This is a genomic window from Christiangramia sp. (assembly GCF_029937855.1).
Classification (GTDB): domain Bacteria; phylum Bacteroidota; class Bacteroidia; order Flavobacteriales; family Flavobacteriaceae; genus Christiangramia.
In genome coordinates, this window is the sequence record NZ_JAPYPC010000001.1 from 89,118 (window position 1) to 104,170 (window position 15,053).

Here is a 15,053-nt window from a genome sequence, read left to right on the forward strand (position 1 = left end):
TCTTAGTTAAATAATTCATCGAAAGTATGAGTTTTATCAAGTCTCACACCTTTTTCTGTATGTTTTAGAGTAATAATTTCATTGTGGGCATCGTGCTCCATAAATAAATAATAATTTTCATCTGCTGCAGTTTCCAGGAATTTCTTCTTTTCCGGAAGTGTTAGCAAGGGCCGGGTATCATATCCCATCACAAAAGGCAGGGGAATATGCCCCGCAGTAGGCAGAAGGTCTGCCATAAAAACAAGTTTTTTTCCTTTATAATCTATATGCGGAATCATTTGCTTATCGGTGTGACCATCAACAAATAATACGCCAAACCCAAGATTTTCATAATTCTGAAAGTTCTTTGCTTCTTCCCTTTCCAGAAAATGTAATTTTCCACTTTGCTCCATCGGAATAATATTTTCCTTTAAAAAAGAAGCTTTTTCACGGGCATTAGGTTGAGTTGCCCATAGCCAGTGTTCTTTATTGCTCCAGAACCGTGCATTCTTGAAAGCCGGTTCATATCCAGTCCTATCTTTATTCCACTGAATACTTCCGCCACAATGGTCAAAATGAAGATGCGTCATAAAAATATCGGTAATATCATCTCTGTGAAAACCGTGTTCTTTTAGAGATTTATCAATGCTATGATCACCCCAGGGATAATAGTATCCAAAGAATTTTTCACTTTGCTTATCTCCCATTCCTGTATCTATGAGGATAAGACGGTCTCCATCTGCAATGAGCAGACATCGTGCGGCAATGTCTATCATATTATTTTCATCAGCAGGATTCGTTCTTGTCCAAAGGCTTTTTGGTACCACGCCAAACATCGCACCACCGTCAAGTTTAAAATTTCCAGCTTCAATAGGATAGAGTTTCATAAAGGTTTTTTTGAAAATACTCCGCAAAATAGAAAATCTTAGAGCCTTTTCGAATTATTTTCACTTCATTTAACAAGATCAATTTTATGAAAGCCTTGAGATAATAAGCTTTCAGAATTAAACATTTTTAATATTTTTAGCTTCAATTAGCAAACGACGAACTTATGATAGAATTAGCAGGAATAGTTATTTTGGGTATTTTGGCCCAGTGGTTAGCATGGCGATTTAAAATTCCGGCAATTCTGCCACTTATTCTTATAGGTCTAGCAGTTGGGCCGCTTTCCACATTTTTTACGGTAGATGGTTCTAAACTTATTGAACCTATTTGGGATGGTGAATCGGGATTATTCCCAGGTCAAAGTTTGTTTTATTTTGTTTCCCTGGCAATTGGTATTATTCTGTTTGAAGGAGGATTAACTCTTAGAAAAGGTGAAATTCTAAATGTAGGACCGGTTATTTTAAAACTTATTACCATCGCGGTGATAGTTACCTTTTTTGGAGCCGGGATCGCTGCGCATTTAATATTTGGGCTTACCTGGCAGATCAGTTTTTTATTTGCCGCTCTTATTATCGTAACGGGACCAACGGTAATTACGCCAATTCTTAGGAATATACCTCTGAAAAAAGATATATCAGCAATCCTTAAATGGGAAGGAATCCTTATTGATCCCATAGGTGCACTGGTTGCAGTATTAATGTTTGAATTTATTAGTGCAGGAACCGGAACCGAATTTACTGAAACTGCCTTGATGGAATTTGGTAAAATCGTTCTTTTCGGCTTTACTTTTGGATTCACTTTTGCCCATGCCCTCGCTTTTGCTATAAAAAAGAATGTGATCCCGCATTATCTTCTGAATGTACTGACGCTTGCCACTGTACTGGGAGTTTTTGTTCTGGCAGATATGTTTGCGCATGAAAGCGGACTGTTAGCAGTAGTAGTCATGGGAATGGTAATGGGTAATATTAATTTGCCAAACCTGAAGGAACTTCTCTATTTCAAAGAATCCTTAAGCGTTCTTTTAATTTCTATTCTGTTCATCTTATTAGCAGCCAATATCAATATTGAAGATTTATTGCTGGTGTATGATATTAAAGCCCTGATCCTTTTTGCTACGGTTGTACTGGTGGTGAGGCCTTTAGGTGTTTTTGTAAGTAGTATTGGCTCCTCTTTAAAAACGAACGAAAAACTATTCATAAGCTGGGTAGGGCCTCGTGGTATTGTAGCTGCGGGTATTGCCTCCCTTTTCGGTATAGAACTGGCAAATCAGGGAGTTCCTGGTGCCGAATATATCACTCCGTTAGTATTTATGATCGTTCTGGGAACGGTACTTTTAAATGCTACCACCGCAAGACTTTTTGCGCAGTTAGTTGGAGTATTTCTGAAGAATTCCCAGGGAATACTTATTATTGGTGCATCTACGATTTCAAGGCTTATTGCCTCTTATCTTAAAAAGAATAATAGGCATGTGGTACTTGTAGACAGTAATGGGGCGAATATTAAAAAAGCCAGGGAGCTAGGATTGGACGCGATTCAGGAAAATGTATATTCAGATGATCTTATCAATAATATCGAATTAAGCGACGTTGGATATTTAATGGCCTTAACTGGCAACACAGAGGTGAATACAAATGCAATCGATAAATTCCGAAAACATTTTGGTGAAAATGGTTCTTTTAGAGTTGTTTCTTCAGATGAAATGTATGATCCTGAAAATAATCCTAAAGAAGGTCTCTTTTCTCAAACCGATGATTATATCAAGTTGACCAACCTTGCCCGGAAATATCCATCCATTCACGAATTAGATCTCAATTCTAAAGAACATTATGAAGGGCTTATAGAGATCAGTAAGACCGATCCTGATATAATTCCACTATTTGTTAAAAATACTGAAGGAGAATTAAGCATTATTCCATCCAACAGCATGGAAGTGGAGATAGAAGAAGGATTTATGCTGGTTTATCTTGGAAAGCAAATGGAACCGGGAGAAAGTGAGGAGAAAGAAAATATTGAAGAAAACATTAAGCAGGAATAACCGCTATTCCCGCTCCACTTCTTCCATAAGTTCATCGGTTATTTCGAGGTTGTGATACACATTCTGAACGTCATCATCGTCTTCAAATTTCTCTACGAGGTCCAGGATCTTTTTAGCCTCCTCTATCGGTAATTCTATCGTATTCATTGGAATCCTCTGGACCTCTGAATTTTTAGGTTCTATATTTAATTCCTCCAATTTTGAAGACATTAATCCAAAATCTGTAAAGTCTGTATAAATAGTAATAAAATCATCTTCTTTTTCGATTTTGGTTGCACCTCCTTCAATCAATTCCAGCTCAAATTCTTCAAGATTCATCTCAATCTTTTCTTTTTCAAGCACAAAAACTCCTTTTTTGTCGAATAGAAATTCCAGTGATCCGTTAGTGCCAAGACTTCCACCATTCTTTGAAAATATAGATCTTACCGAAGCCACTGTTCTATTGGTATTATCTGTGGTACATTCCACAAAAATGGCGATTCCGTTAGGGCCGTAACCTTCAAAAGTTACCGTTTCATAGTTATCGGCATCTGCGCCACTCGCTTTTTTTACGGCTCTTTCAATAGTGTCTTTAGGCATATTTACACCCTTTGCATTGGAAATGGCATTTCTTAATGCAGGATTTGCTTCAGGATCGGGACCACCGCCATCTTTAACCGCTACCGTGATCTCCTTGATCGCCCTGGTAAACTGTTTAGCTCTTTTCTTATCCTGTGCTCCTTTTCGATGCTTAATATTCGCCCATTTACTATGTCCGGCCATGATATAGTCTGTAGTTTTTAGTCATTAGACGGTAGATTTTCTACCGATTATAATTTAAAAATTTGAGATAACTACAAAGTTAAAAAAATGTACACATGAAGAAAATTACCTCTCTTGCTATTGTAAATGAATAGTTTGACCTAATTTTATTTAAAGAGTCAGAAGATGGAAATGTTTAATTTTGAAAAACTTGAGGTCTACCAGAAGTCTTTGGTGTTTATAGATGAGGTTTATTTGTTTACGAAAGATTTTCCAAAAGCAGAGGTTTAAGGACTAAGTTCTCAGTTTCGGAGAGCAGCAACTTCTAAAGCTTTAAATATTGCTGAAGGAGCAGGTAGTTCAAATCCAGAATTTAAAAGGTATCTTCAAATAGTATTGAATTCAGTAAAAGAAAGTGTCGTATGCGTAGAAATTGCATACAGACAATCATTTCTAAAACAGGATATTCAGCTTCAATTTAAAAATAACTTAGCTGAATTATCCAAAATGATAACATCTCTTATGAAATACCTGAGTAAATAAAAATTCTAAAGACTTTAGACTACAGTCTAAGGACTAATTAGTCATTCAACTTGAGTACTGCCATAAACGCTTCCTGAGGGATCTCTACGTTCCCAACCTGACGCATACGCTTTTTACCTTTTTTCTGTTTTTCAAGAAGCTTACGTTTACGAGAAATATCTCCCCCGTAACATTTTGCGGTAACATCTTTACGAAGCGCTTTAACGGTCTCTCTGGCGATGATCTTAGCGCCAATGGCCGCCTGAATAGGTATATCAAATTGCTGCCTTGGAATGAGTTCTTTTAGCTTCTCACACATTTTCTTACCAATATCATAAGCATTGTCTACGTGTAATAAGGCTGAAAGTGCATCTACGGTATTACCATTCAGGAGTACATCTACTTTTACCAGTTTAGATTGTCTTAATCCAATTGGAGTATAATCAAACGAGGCATAACCTCTGGAAACAGTTTTCAGCCTGTCGTAGAAGTCGAAAACAATTTCGGCTAAAGGCATATCGAAAGATAATTCTACCCTCTCAGTGGTTAGATATGTTTGATTAGTGATCTCTCCCCTCTTTTCAATACAAAGCCCCATCACATTCCCCACGTAATCGGCTTTGGTGATAATGGTAGCTTTAATAAAAGGCTCTTCTACCCTGTTTAAACTTGAAGGCTCCGGAAGATCTGACGGATTATTTACCAAAATCACCTCATCGGGATTTTTATTGGTATAAGCATGATAAGAAACGTTGGGAACCGTAGTGATCACAGTCATATCAAACTCACGTTCCAGTCTTTCCTGAATGATCTCCAGATGCAACATTCCCAGGAATCCACAACGGAAACCAAAGCCAAGAGCGGCAGAACTTTCAGGAGTAAATACAAGTGAAGCATCATTTAACTGAAGTTTCTCCATGGAAGCTCTCAATTCCTCATAATCTTCAGTATCCACGGGATAAATTCCGGCGAAAACCATCGGCTTTACGTCTTCGAAACCGGCTACCGCTTCAGTAGTCGGGTTAGCAGCACTGGTAATGGTATCCCCTACTTTAACTTCGCGGGCATCTTTAATTCCCGTAATCAGGTAACCTACATCTCCGGTTTTAATTTCTTTCCGCGGAAACTGTTTTAAACGCAATGTCCCAACTTCATCGGCGTCATAGGTTTTATTGGTCGCTACGAATTTAATTTTTTCCCCCTTCTTAATGGAGCCATTAATCACCCTGAAATAAGTTTCCACACCTCTAAAAGGGTTGTAGACCGAGTCAAAGATCAATGCTCTTAGAGGAGCATCTACTTTTCCGCTTGGAGCTGGAATTCGATTGATAATAGCATCAAGAATTTCCTTGATTCCAAGGCCGGTCTTTGCACTGGCAGGAATAACTTCAGAAGCATCACAGCCTAAAAGGTCTACGATATCATCTGTTACTTCTTCGGGATTTGCACTCGGCAAGTCTACCTTATTCAAAACCGGAATAATTTCCAGGTCGTTTTCTAAAGCCAAATATAGATTCGAAATTGTTTGTGCCTGAATACTCTGAGCAGCATCAACGACTAGTAGCGCACCTTCACAGGCAGCGATAGAACGTGAAACTTCATAAGAGAAATCCACATGGCCTGGCGTGTCTATTAGGTTCAAAACAAACTCCTCACCTTCATGTACATAATCCATCTGGATAGCGTGGGATTTAATTGTGATCCCTCGTTCACGTTCCAGATCCATACTGTCCAGAAGCTGTTCCTGTTTTTCTCTTTCAGTCACAGCGCCGGTAAAATCCAGTAAACGATCTGCGAGTGTACTTTTCCCGTGATCTATATGTGCGATAATGCAAAAGTTTCGAATATTCTTCATCTCCAAATTTCCTGTTAATTAATAGAATTAATCAACACATTTAAGTTTGCAAATATAGTTTATTTGTATCTCTTGAGAGAATAATTCTGGAATGACAATCTTTTCTGTTAACATTGTGTAAGAATCAGTAATAAAACATAACTTTTGTAATTTTTTTATAAAAGTATTTGCTTATATTAAAAAAATATACATACTTTGTTAATGCTCATTTGTTATTTTACTTAAGAAACTTCAATTAATTCCTTTCAAATTGCCTTAAATGACTAAGAAAATATTGGGTGTTGATATTGGTGGAACCAAAATTCAACTTGGGATTGTTCAGGATGCAAAGGTTATAAAAGCAATAAAATTTCCTACTCTTTCAAATTCCTCAAAAGAAGATATTGTTCAAAACCTAATCCAGGGTATAGAATCTTTGGGCGATCACAAATTTGAAGGGATTGGGATTGGAGTTCCCGGGCTGGTAGCTGAAAATAAGGGAATTGTTTATGACTTGCTTAATATCTCATCCTGGAAGAAAGTTCATCTTAAAAAGCATTTAGAAGATCATTTTAATATCCCTGTGAGAATTACCAATGATGCGAATGTATTTGCGCTTGGAGAGAAAATTTTTGGAACAGGAAAAGAATATAAAAACTTGGTGGGAATTACCATGGGAACCGGATTTGGTACCGGGATCATTGCAGATCATAAATTGTACTCCGGAAGTTACTCAAGTGCCGGAGAATTGGGAAGTCTTAGTTATTTAGATAAGACTATTGAAGATTACTGCAGCGGAAAATTTTTCAGGAACGAGCACCATCTCAAAGGAACTGATCTCTACAACAGAGCAGGACAGGGCGATGAGAAAGCATTAAAGATTTTTGATGAATTTGGCGATCACTTAGGGAATGCAATAAAGACAATCCTATTTATCCTTTCTCCCGAAGCGATCTTTCTAGGCGGATCTGTTAGTAAATCTTTTAAATTTTTTGAACCGCAATTAAGGAGGTCTATCAGTGATTTTCCATTTAAAAAGGTACTTGATCAATTGGTTATTCAGACCTCAGAACTTGAAAACACATCAATACTTGGAGCAGCAGCTCTCATAATTTCTAATTCTTTAGAATCGACAAACAGTATCATATCTACCCTACCTTAATTTCATTCTTATTCTATGGCAAATTCAGTTGTAAAAGATCAGTATAATCCAGCTAAATCCTCAGGAAATACCACACGTTCCATAATCATTATTGGAGCGTTATTTTTTATTTTCGGCTTTGTGACCTGGCTTAATTCGCTGTTGATACCTTACCTGGAAATTGCCTGTGAATTAACCAAATTTCAATCTTTCTTTGTGACTTTTGCCTTTTATATCGCCTATGTGGTCATGGCACCGGTTTCTACACGCACTCTAAATAAACTTGGTTTTAAAAAGGGAATGTCGGTGGCTCTTTTGATCATGGCTTTTGGAGCATTATTATTTATTCCTGCAGCGATTACAAGAACTTATATTGTATTCCTTTCCGGCCTGTTTATTATGGGAAGCGGACTGGCGATCCTTCAAACAGCTTCAAATCCTTATGTAACCATTGTTGGACCTGCTGAAAGTGCTGCCAAGCGTATAAGTATCATGGGTATTTGTAATAAGCTCGCCGGGGCAATCGCACCCATACTTATTGGCTTCTTTTTACAACTGGAGAAAGCAGATGAATTACAGTCTGAAATTGCTAATTTAACCACATCAGAAAGACTTAATGAACTGAATGAAATGGCGATGAGAGTGATCCCTCCGTATATTGGGATCATAATAGTACTTTTATTATTGGCCTTATGGGTTTATAAATCCAGTCTTCCGGAAGTGGATACAGATGAGGAGGATGAAAACCTTTCTTCAACAAATGCATCTAAGAAAAGTGTGTTTGATTTTCCCCATGTGATTCTTGGGGTCATTACACTCTTCATTTATGTGGGAGTAGAGGTGATTGCTGCAGATAGTATTATTAGCTATGGCGCTTCCCAGGGGATCGCGCTTACCACCGCAAAATATTTTGCCACCGGGACTATGGTGGCTATGGTAATTGGATATATTATTGGAATAATTACCATTCCAAAATTTATTAGTCAGGAAAATGCCTTACGAGTTTCAGCAGTTCTGGGAATAGTGTTTTCAATAGTAGCAATATTTACCGAGGGATACGTTTCCCTTGCTTTTATTGCATTATTAGGACTGGCAAATTCACTAATGTGGCCGGCTATCTGGCCATTAGCCTTAGCCGATGTTGGAAGGTTTACCAAAGCGGCCTCTTCGTTACTGGTCATGGGAATTGCCGGGGGTGCTATAATACCACTTGCTTATGGCGCTTTAGCTGAAAACGTGAATCCTCAGGATGCCTATTGGGTATTGGTACCTTGTTACTTATTCATCCTATATTTTGCCGTTTCGGGATATAAAATTAGAAAATCATGAGACCATATATATTATCTGAAAATAAATGGAAGACTTTAAAAGATGAAAAAATAGAGGTAGCCGTCTTGACCTGGGGCGCTACTGAAGCACATAATTACCATTTACCATATGGCACAGATAATTATCAAATTGAGGCCATTGCTGCTGAAGCAGGAAAAATTGCCTGGAACAATGGAGCAAAGGTTAAAGTACTTCCTAATATTCCGTTTGGCGTGAATACCGGTCAGGCAGATATAAAACTGGATATTAATCTAAACCCGAGTACACAATTAGCCATTTTGGCTGATATCGTCGAAGTTTTAAATCGGCAGGGAATTTATAAGCTGATTTTATTTAACGGTCACGGCGGCAATAATTTCAAACCGATTTTAAGAGAATTAGGGCTGAAATATCCTAAAATGCTATTAGTGATGTCTAACTTTTTTCAGGTGGTTGATAAATCGAGATTCTTTGAAGAGGAGGGAGATCATGCTGATGAGATGGAAACAAGTTTGATGCTTCATCTTCATTCTGAACTGGTTTCAGATCTTAAAGAAGCCGGAGATGGTGCTGAAAATAAATCGAAGATCACTGGCATTAGAGAAGGCTGGGCCTGGGCCGAAAGAGAGTGGTCTCTGGTCACTAAAGATACCGGAATTGGAGATCCAAGGAAAGCTACCAAAGAAAAGGGGGCAAAGTTCTTTGAGGCAGTTTCTCAAAAACTTGGAGACCTTATCCTTGAGATCGCTATGCTGGATATTAAAAATAGATATGAATAATAAAATTTAATATAGATCCTATGGTTTCAAAAAATTACCACATTGCTTTATTTTCAATTTTCGTCCTACTGCTTCATTCAGGTTTCGCTATGCAGGATACAACGAGGAAATCTGAAGGAAGCATTTCTCCGGCAATAATCCCGATACCTCAAAAAATTGAATGGGGTGCAAAGGAATACTCTGTCCCTCAGAAAAATACTATTTGTTATGATTCCAATAGCAAGGAATCGGTAAAGTGGATCGAAAAACTAATGAATGCGACAGGAAAGGATTTTTCTTTGTCAAATGAAAAGAATTGTGGGAACTGGAACCTGAAGATAGATAGATCTTTAGAAAATGAACTTGGAGAAGAAGGTTATCATTTAGAAATTAATGCATCTGGAGTTTCCGTGAAAAGTGCAGCCGAGGCAGGTTTATTTTATGGAATTCAGACTTTGAGACAATTATTCCCTTCAGAAATTGAATCAGGCGAAAAGGTTTCAGAGGTTAATCTTCCTTTTGTAAAGATTACAGATACACCAAAATATTCCTGGAGAGGAAGTATGCTGGATATCGCTAGAAGTTTTCTTAGCAAAGAATATATCAAGAAGCATATAGACCGGATGGCGCTGTATAAATTAAACCGTTTACACCTTCATCTTACCGATGATCAGGGATGGCGAATAGAAATTAAGGATTATCCGGAACTGGCTAAAAAAGGGGGGAAGAGCGCTGTAAAAAATGGACGCTCAGGCTTTCTTACTCAGAAGGAATATAAGGATTTACAAGAGTATGCTTTAGATAGAAATATTGTAATTATTCCTGAGATCGATATGCCTGGTCATGTGTATGCCGCCTTAACTTCTTACCCTGAACTAAACTGTGAGGATAATGAAAATATTGATCCTAAAAGGGCGTTACCACCAGATCTCTATGATGGGTATAACGTTGGCTGGACCAGATTATGCCTGGAAGATCCTTCAACTTATGAATTTGTGGATACAATAATAAGGGAAATGGCAGAGATCACTAAAGGTAGGTGGTTGCATATTGGAGGAGATGAAATTGAAGATCCGCTGTACGAGGAATTTATTCAGAAAGCCGATTCTATCGTAAAAAAATATAATAAAACAGCCATAGGCTGGGAGGAAAGTGCGAAAGCAGATCTCAGCGATAACTTTATCGTTCAGAGATGGAATGGCCAAACAGAAATAAAGGAAGATCAAAAGATCATAGACTCTTTTTGTAAATTTTTCTATTTAGATCATGGAAATATACCCGATCAGGAAAATACCTATAAATGGTGTAGTGCTGCCGGGGTGAGCTTGGAAACCGTTTATAGTTATAGCACTGATGATTCCCGGGTTATTGGCGTTGAAGCCCCTGTTTGGAGCGAGCTGGTAATTAGTGATGACAGGGCCGATGATAGATTATGGCCCCGAAGTATAGCCGTTGCTGAAATAGGTTGGAGCAATGATTCCAGTAGGGATTTCAAAGATTTCGTAAATAGGCTGGCGAAACACGGGGAAAGAATGGATAAACTTGAAATTAACTATCACAAGAGTCCTGAAGTCAAATGGAGAAGTAGTTCTGAAAAAGGAGTTTTCACAGAAATATTGTCAAAAGAAGATTAAATGAATAAAAAGAATCCTGATACTGAAAGAGTTTCCAATTATGATCATCTGGAAAAGATGAACACATTTGAGCTGCTTTCAAATATTAACAAAGAGGATCAAACCATTCCAGGCATTGTGAAAAAACAGATCACCAATATTGAAAAACTGGTAAATGTGATTGTTCCAAAAATTGATGCTGGAGGAAGATTATTCTATATAGGCGCAGGGACCAGTGGCAGGCTTGGTGTTTTAGATGCTTCCGAATGTCCCCCAACATTCGGAGTGAGCCCGGGTATTGTCATTGGTCTTATCGCCGGAGGGGATAAAGCACTTCGTGACGCTGTTGAAAACGCTGAAGATGATACTAAGCAGGCCTGGAATGATCTACAGGAACATGATTTATCAAAGAAAGATGTGGTTGTTGGAATCGCAGCTTCCGGAACTACTCCTTATGTGATTGGCGGAATTCAAGACAGTCGAAAAAGAGGTATTATCACAGGTTGTATCACCTGTAGTTCAGGCAGTCCCCTTGCAGAAGCTTCAGAATATCCCATTGAGGTAGTCACCGGGCCTGAGTTTGTTACCGGTAGTACCAGAATGAAAGCAGGAACTGCCCAAAAGCTGGTGCTTAATATGATCTCCACTTCAGTAATGATAAAATTAGGAAGAGTGAAAGGGAACAAAATGGTAGATATGCAGCTTTCTAATGTAAAACTTGTGGGAAGAGGAATCAGGATGATCATGGAAGAACTGGGAGTTGAGGAAGAGGAAGCCGGAAAACTTTTAAAAGAGCATGGCAGTGTTCGTGCAGTGTTAAAGCATACTCAGGATAAAAAATAAGCAGTTTTGGTGTACAGGGCTGAAAGCCCTGGAATTTTAAGCTATAAATCAATAGCTAATTCGCCCGGTTTTGTTTATTTCTGGGATTCGATAGCTCAGTCTCCATATATTTACAACGCAGAAAAGAAGCTATTTGCAACCTATGATGATTCAGGTTCTGTTTCTAAAAAGACAAAATATGCTTTAGATAAAGGGCTTGGAGGAATTATGTTTTGGCGATTATCCGGGGATAAACCTGATGGTCTCTTAGATGTAATAGATAACGAGATTAAGAAATCAAAAAATTAATTTAGCCATTAATGACCAAGAGATTAAATTTCCTGTGGGTAGTATGTATCCTTCTTATGATGGGATGTAAATCTACCCAGCCGGTAAAAAATACTGAAAAAAAAATTCCAGAGGTAGTTGAAGAGAACGGCGGTAAGGAAGCTGAAAATGAAACCGAAATGGATACACCGGCTGAGGTTTCAGAGGAAAAACCACAGGAAGAAATAAGGATAACCAGAAAAGAAAAAACCAATCCGCCATTAAATATCGAAGAATTCAGGGCCGCCTGGGTTGCTACGGTAGCTAATATTAACTGGCCTAGTAAATCGGGTCTTTCCACTTATCAACAACAGCAGGAGGCTATAAAACTGCTCGATTTTCTTCAGTCGCATAATTTTAATGCAGTAATATTTCAGGTGCGGCCTCAGGCAGATGCTTTATACAACAGTAACCTGGAGCCGTGGTCCTATTTTCTAACAGGAGAGCAGGGAAAGGCTCCAGATCCTTATTATGATCCTTTGGAGTTCTGGATTAAGGAAGCTCATCACAGAGGTATGGAATTACATGTGTGGCTAAATCCCTATAGAGCCCATCATACCACCGGAGGAGAAGTCACCGAAGCATCGATAATTAAGAATAAGCCTGAACTGGCGGTTAAACTTGCCAATGGTATGTGGTGGCTGGATCCTGCAAAAAAGGAAACTCAGGATCATTCAGCAGCAGTGGTGATGGATATTGTTAAGAGATATGATATTGACGGGGTTCATTTTGACGATTATTTTTATCCGTATGATTCCTATAACAACGGAAAAGATTTTCCCGACAATAATACTTTTTTAGCCTATCAGCAAAATAATGGAAAACTTACTAAAGCAGACTGGAGAAGGGAGAACGTGAATAAATTCATCAAAAGGATCTATGATGAAATAAAAGCTGAAAAGTCATTTGTAAAGTTTGGCTTAAGTCCTTTTGGAATTTGGAGACCTGGTTTTCCGGAATCAGTGTCAGGTTATGATCAATATGAAAAGCTTTATGCTGATGCAAAGTTATGGTTGAATGAAGGCTGGATAGATTATTTTACGCCGCAGTTATACTGGCGAATTAATCAATATGGCCAAAGCTTTCCGGAATTATTAGGCTGGTGGGAATCAGAGAATACTAAAGGCAGGCATTTGTGGCCGGGAATTAATGTTGGCCTGGGAGGTGATGAAAAGAATGTTGATGAAACCATTAATCAGATCATGATCACCCGTGGAATGATTCCGCAAAGTAAAGGAACTGTTCATTGGAGTATCGGGCCGCTTATGAAACAGGAAAACCTTGCTAAAGCCTTAATAGAAGGCCCTTATCGAAAAAAAGCCCTGGTTCCTCCGAGTCCGTGGTTAGATGATTCAGAGCCGGAAACGCCCGAGCTAACTGCCAGAGTAGAAAATGAAAGGCTTCTAATGAACTGGAAAAGCAATGATCCGGATGAGGTATCTAGATATGTGCTCTGGTTCAAATATGAAGGGGGAAACTGGGATTATAAAATTCTGGATGCTTCTGTTACATCTTTCAGTCTTCAGAATATTGTTGGGGAGAAAAAACGAAAGATGGATAAAATAGGGATCACTGCAGTAGACAGATTAGGGAATCAAAGTGATTTCAAAGAATTAAATTTAAAAAGCTAATATATGACCCCATTACTGGTATTTGGAGTTGTAGCTATTTATTTTTTAGTGCTTTTGGGGATTAGTCATTTCACCTCGGGAAATTCTGATAACAATACTTTTTTTACTGCCAACAGGCAGTCACCGTGGTATCTGGTAGCCTACGGAATGGTTGGAGCTTCTCTATCCGGGATAACCTTTATATCGGTGCCTGGGGAAGTAGGAAATTCTAACTGGACCTACCTGCAATTCGTAATGGGAAATATGGTTGGCTATGCAGTAATTGCTTTTATCCTTATCCCTTTATTTTATAAACTTAGATTGGTTTCAATTTATGAGTATTTAAAAGATAGGTTCGGGCAAAACTCTTATTATACCGGATCTGCTTTTTTTCTGGTTTCGCAAACAATTGGAGCTTCTTTCAGGTTATTTTTGGCCGCGGTAGTTTTACAGATCGCTTTTTTTGATGCCTTCGGAATTCCATTTTTCGTTACGGTTCTAACCACGATTATCCTTATTTGGCTTTACACTTTTCGCGGCGGAATTAAAACAATAGTCTGGACCGATACTTTACAAACAACTTTTCTCCTATTGGCGGTGATCATTAGTATTTATATGATCGTTGATCAGATGGGATTAGATTTTTCAGAAATGATCTCTACGGTTTCAGAAAGCAGGATGTCGAATATATTCGACTGGAATTGGCGCTCCGACCGTAATTTTTATAAAACATTTCTGGCGGGGATATTCATTACCATTGCCATGAACGGTCTGGACCAAAACGTGATGCAGAAGAATTTAACCTGTAAAAATCAAAAAGACGCTCAAAAAAATATTTTCTGGTTTTCGATTACGTTTTTCATATCCACCGTTTTGTTCCTGGCGTTGGGAGTCCTTCTTTATAAATTCGCTATAGATCAGGGCATTAAAATTCCTGAACAAAGTGACGAACTATATCCGTTACTTGCTTTGAATCATTTTGGAATCCTGGCTGGGATCGTCTTTTTATTAGGAATTATAGCAGCGGCTTTTTCCAGTGCAGATTCCGCCTTAACGGCTTTAACGACTTCTTTTTGTGTGGACATTCTCGATCTGCCCAACAAAAAAGCTAATCAAAAAAGAACGCGTGTATGGGTGCATATTGGCTTTACAATTCTCATGTTCCTGGTAATCATTATTTTTAATAGCCTGAACGATTCCAGTGTAGTAAGTGCGGTATTTAAGGTTGCGGGATTTACTTATGGACCGTTATTAGGTTTATTTGCATTTGGCTTATTGAATAAAAGAGCAGTCAAAGACCGTAATGTTCCCATAATATGTATTCTAGCTCCGATAATTTCTGTAATTCTGGATTTAAATTCTGAAGCCTGGTTTAATGGATATAAGTTCGGTTTTGAAATACTGCTTGTGAAGGCGACTCTAACTTTCATAGGTTTATGGCTGAATTATAGCAAAGGGAATTTGAAATAACGTATAAA

At 38.2% G+C, this 15,053-nt stretch carries 13 protein-coding genes and 1 pseudogene; 11 read left to right on the forward strand and 3 right to left on the reverse strand.

Annotated elements, in window-relative coordinates:
• Positions 1 to 2: 2 nt before the first annotated feature.
• Positions 3 to 866: an MBL fold metallo-hydrolase gene (locus Q1K34_RS00450; RefSeq protein ID WP_300433696.1), complete on the reverse strand. Its 864-nt coding sequence runs from the start codon at positions 864 to 866 to the stop codon at positions 3 to 5.
• 164 nt (positions 867 to 1,030) lie between these two features.
• On the opposite strand from Q1K34_RS00450, the gene Q1K34_RS00455 reads away from it, so the two are divergent.
• Entirely contained in the window at positions 1,031 to 2,899 is a 1,869-nt protein-coding gene (locus Q1K34_RS00455; RefSeq protein ID WP_300433697.1) for a sodium:proton antiporter, read from the forward strand.
• A 3-nt stretch (positions 2,900 to 2,902) separates the two neighbouring features.
• Here Q1K34_RS00455 and Q1K34_RS00460 read toward each other — a convergent pair whose 3' ends face one another.
• Positions 2,903 to 3,661 carry a YebC/PmpR family DNA-binding transcriptional regulator gene (locus tag Q1K34_RS00460; protein WP_300433698.1) on the reverse strand — a complete coding sequence of 253 codons (759 nt, stop codon included), beginning with the start codon at positions 3,659 to 3,661 and terminating at the stop codon, positions 2,903 to 2,905.
• A gap of 165 nt (positions 3,662 to 3,826) precedes the next feature.
• Here Q1K34_RS00460 and Q1K34_RS00465 point away from each other — a divergent pair, with 165 nt between their 5' ends.
• Together Q1K34_RS00465 and Q1K34_RS00470 are read left to right on the forward strand one after the other, a co-directional pair.
• Positions 3,827 to 3,931, forward strand: coding sequence for a four helix bundle protein (locus Q1K34_RS00465; protein WP_300433699.1), 105 nt, complete (start codon positions 3,827 to 3,829; stop codon positions 3,929 to 3,931).
• A 12-nt stretch (positions 3,932 to 3,943) separates the two neighbouring features.
• Positions 3,944 to 4,183, forward strand: a pseudogene (locus Q1K34_RS00470) (four helix bundle protein); the annotation flags it as partial.
• 37 nt (positions 4,184 to 4,220) lie between these two features.
• Here Q1K34_RS00470 and lepA read toward each other — a convergent pair.
• Positions 4,221 to 6,017 (reverse strand): translation elongation factor 4, encoded by a 1,797-nt coding sequence (lepA, locus tag Q1K34_RS00475; RefSeq protein ID WP_300433700.1) that lies wholly within the window; start codon positions 6,015 to 6,017, stop codon positions 4,221 to 4,223.
• A gap of 259 nt (positions 6,018 to 6,276) precedes the next feature.
• Here lepA and Q1K34_RS00480 point away from each other — a divergent pair, with 259 nt between their 5' ends.
• The 8 genes from Q1K34_RS00480 to Q1K34_RS00515 are packed head-to-tail and all read left to right on the forward strand — an operon-like array spanning position 6,277 to position 15,045.
• A complete protein-coding gene (locus tag Q1K34_RS00480; protein WP_300433701.1) occupies positions 6,277 to 7,158 on the forward strand; it encodes an ROK family protein in 882 nt (293 codons plus the stop codon).
• 15 nt (positions 7,159 to 7,173) lie between these two features.
• On the forward strand, positions 7,174 to 8,466 hold the full coding sequence (locus Q1K34_RS00485) for a sugar MFS transporter (protein WP_300433702.1): 1,293 nt from the start codon (positions 7,174 to 7,176) through the stop codon (positions 8,464 to 8,466).
• A complete protein-coding gene (locus Q1K34_RS00490) occupies positions 8,463 to 9,224 on the forward strand; it encodes a creatininase family protein (RefSeq protein WP_300433703.1) in 762 nt (253 codons plus the stop codon). The genes Q1K34_RS00485 and Q1K34_RS00490 overlap by 4 nt, the downstream gene beginning before the upstream one ends.
• 20 nt (positions 9,225 to 9,244) lie before the next feature.
• Positions 9,245 to 10,837, forward strand: coding sequence for a beta-N-acetylhexosaminidase (locus Q1K34_RS00495; protein ID WP_300433704.1), 1,593 nt, complete (start codon positions 9,245 to 9,247; stop codon positions 10,835 to 10,837).
• Positions 10,838 to 11,659 carry an N-acetylmuramic acid 6-phosphate etherase gene (gene murQ / locus Q1K34_RS00500; RefSeq protein ID WP_300433705.1) on the forward strand — a complete coding sequence of 274 codons (822 nt, stop codon included), beginning with the start codon at positions 10,838 to 10,840 and terminating at the stop codon, positions 11,657 to 11,659.
• A 9-nt stretch (positions 11,660 to 11,668) separates the two neighbouring features.
• A complete protein-coding gene (locus Q1K34_RS00505; protein WP_300433844.1) occupies positions 11,669 to 11,947 on the forward strand; it encodes a glycosyl hydrolase family 18 protein in 279 nt (92 codons plus the stop codon).
• Positions 11,948 to 11,958: 11 nt separating this feature from the next.
• Positions 11,959 to 13,596, forward strand: a complete 1,638-nt coding sequence (locus Q1K34_RS00510; RefSeq protein WP_300433706.1) for a family 10 glycosylhydrolase — start codon at positions 11,959 to 11,961, stop codon at positions 13,594 to 13,596.
• Between the two features lie 3 nt (positions 13,597 to 13,599).
• A complete protein-coding gene (locus Q1K34_RS00515; RefSeq protein ID WP_300433707.1) occupies positions 13,600 to 15,045 on the forward strand; it encodes a sodium:solute symporter in 1,446 nt (481 codons plus the stop codon).
• The last annotated feature ends 8 nt before the right edge of the window (positions 15,046 to 15,053 follow it).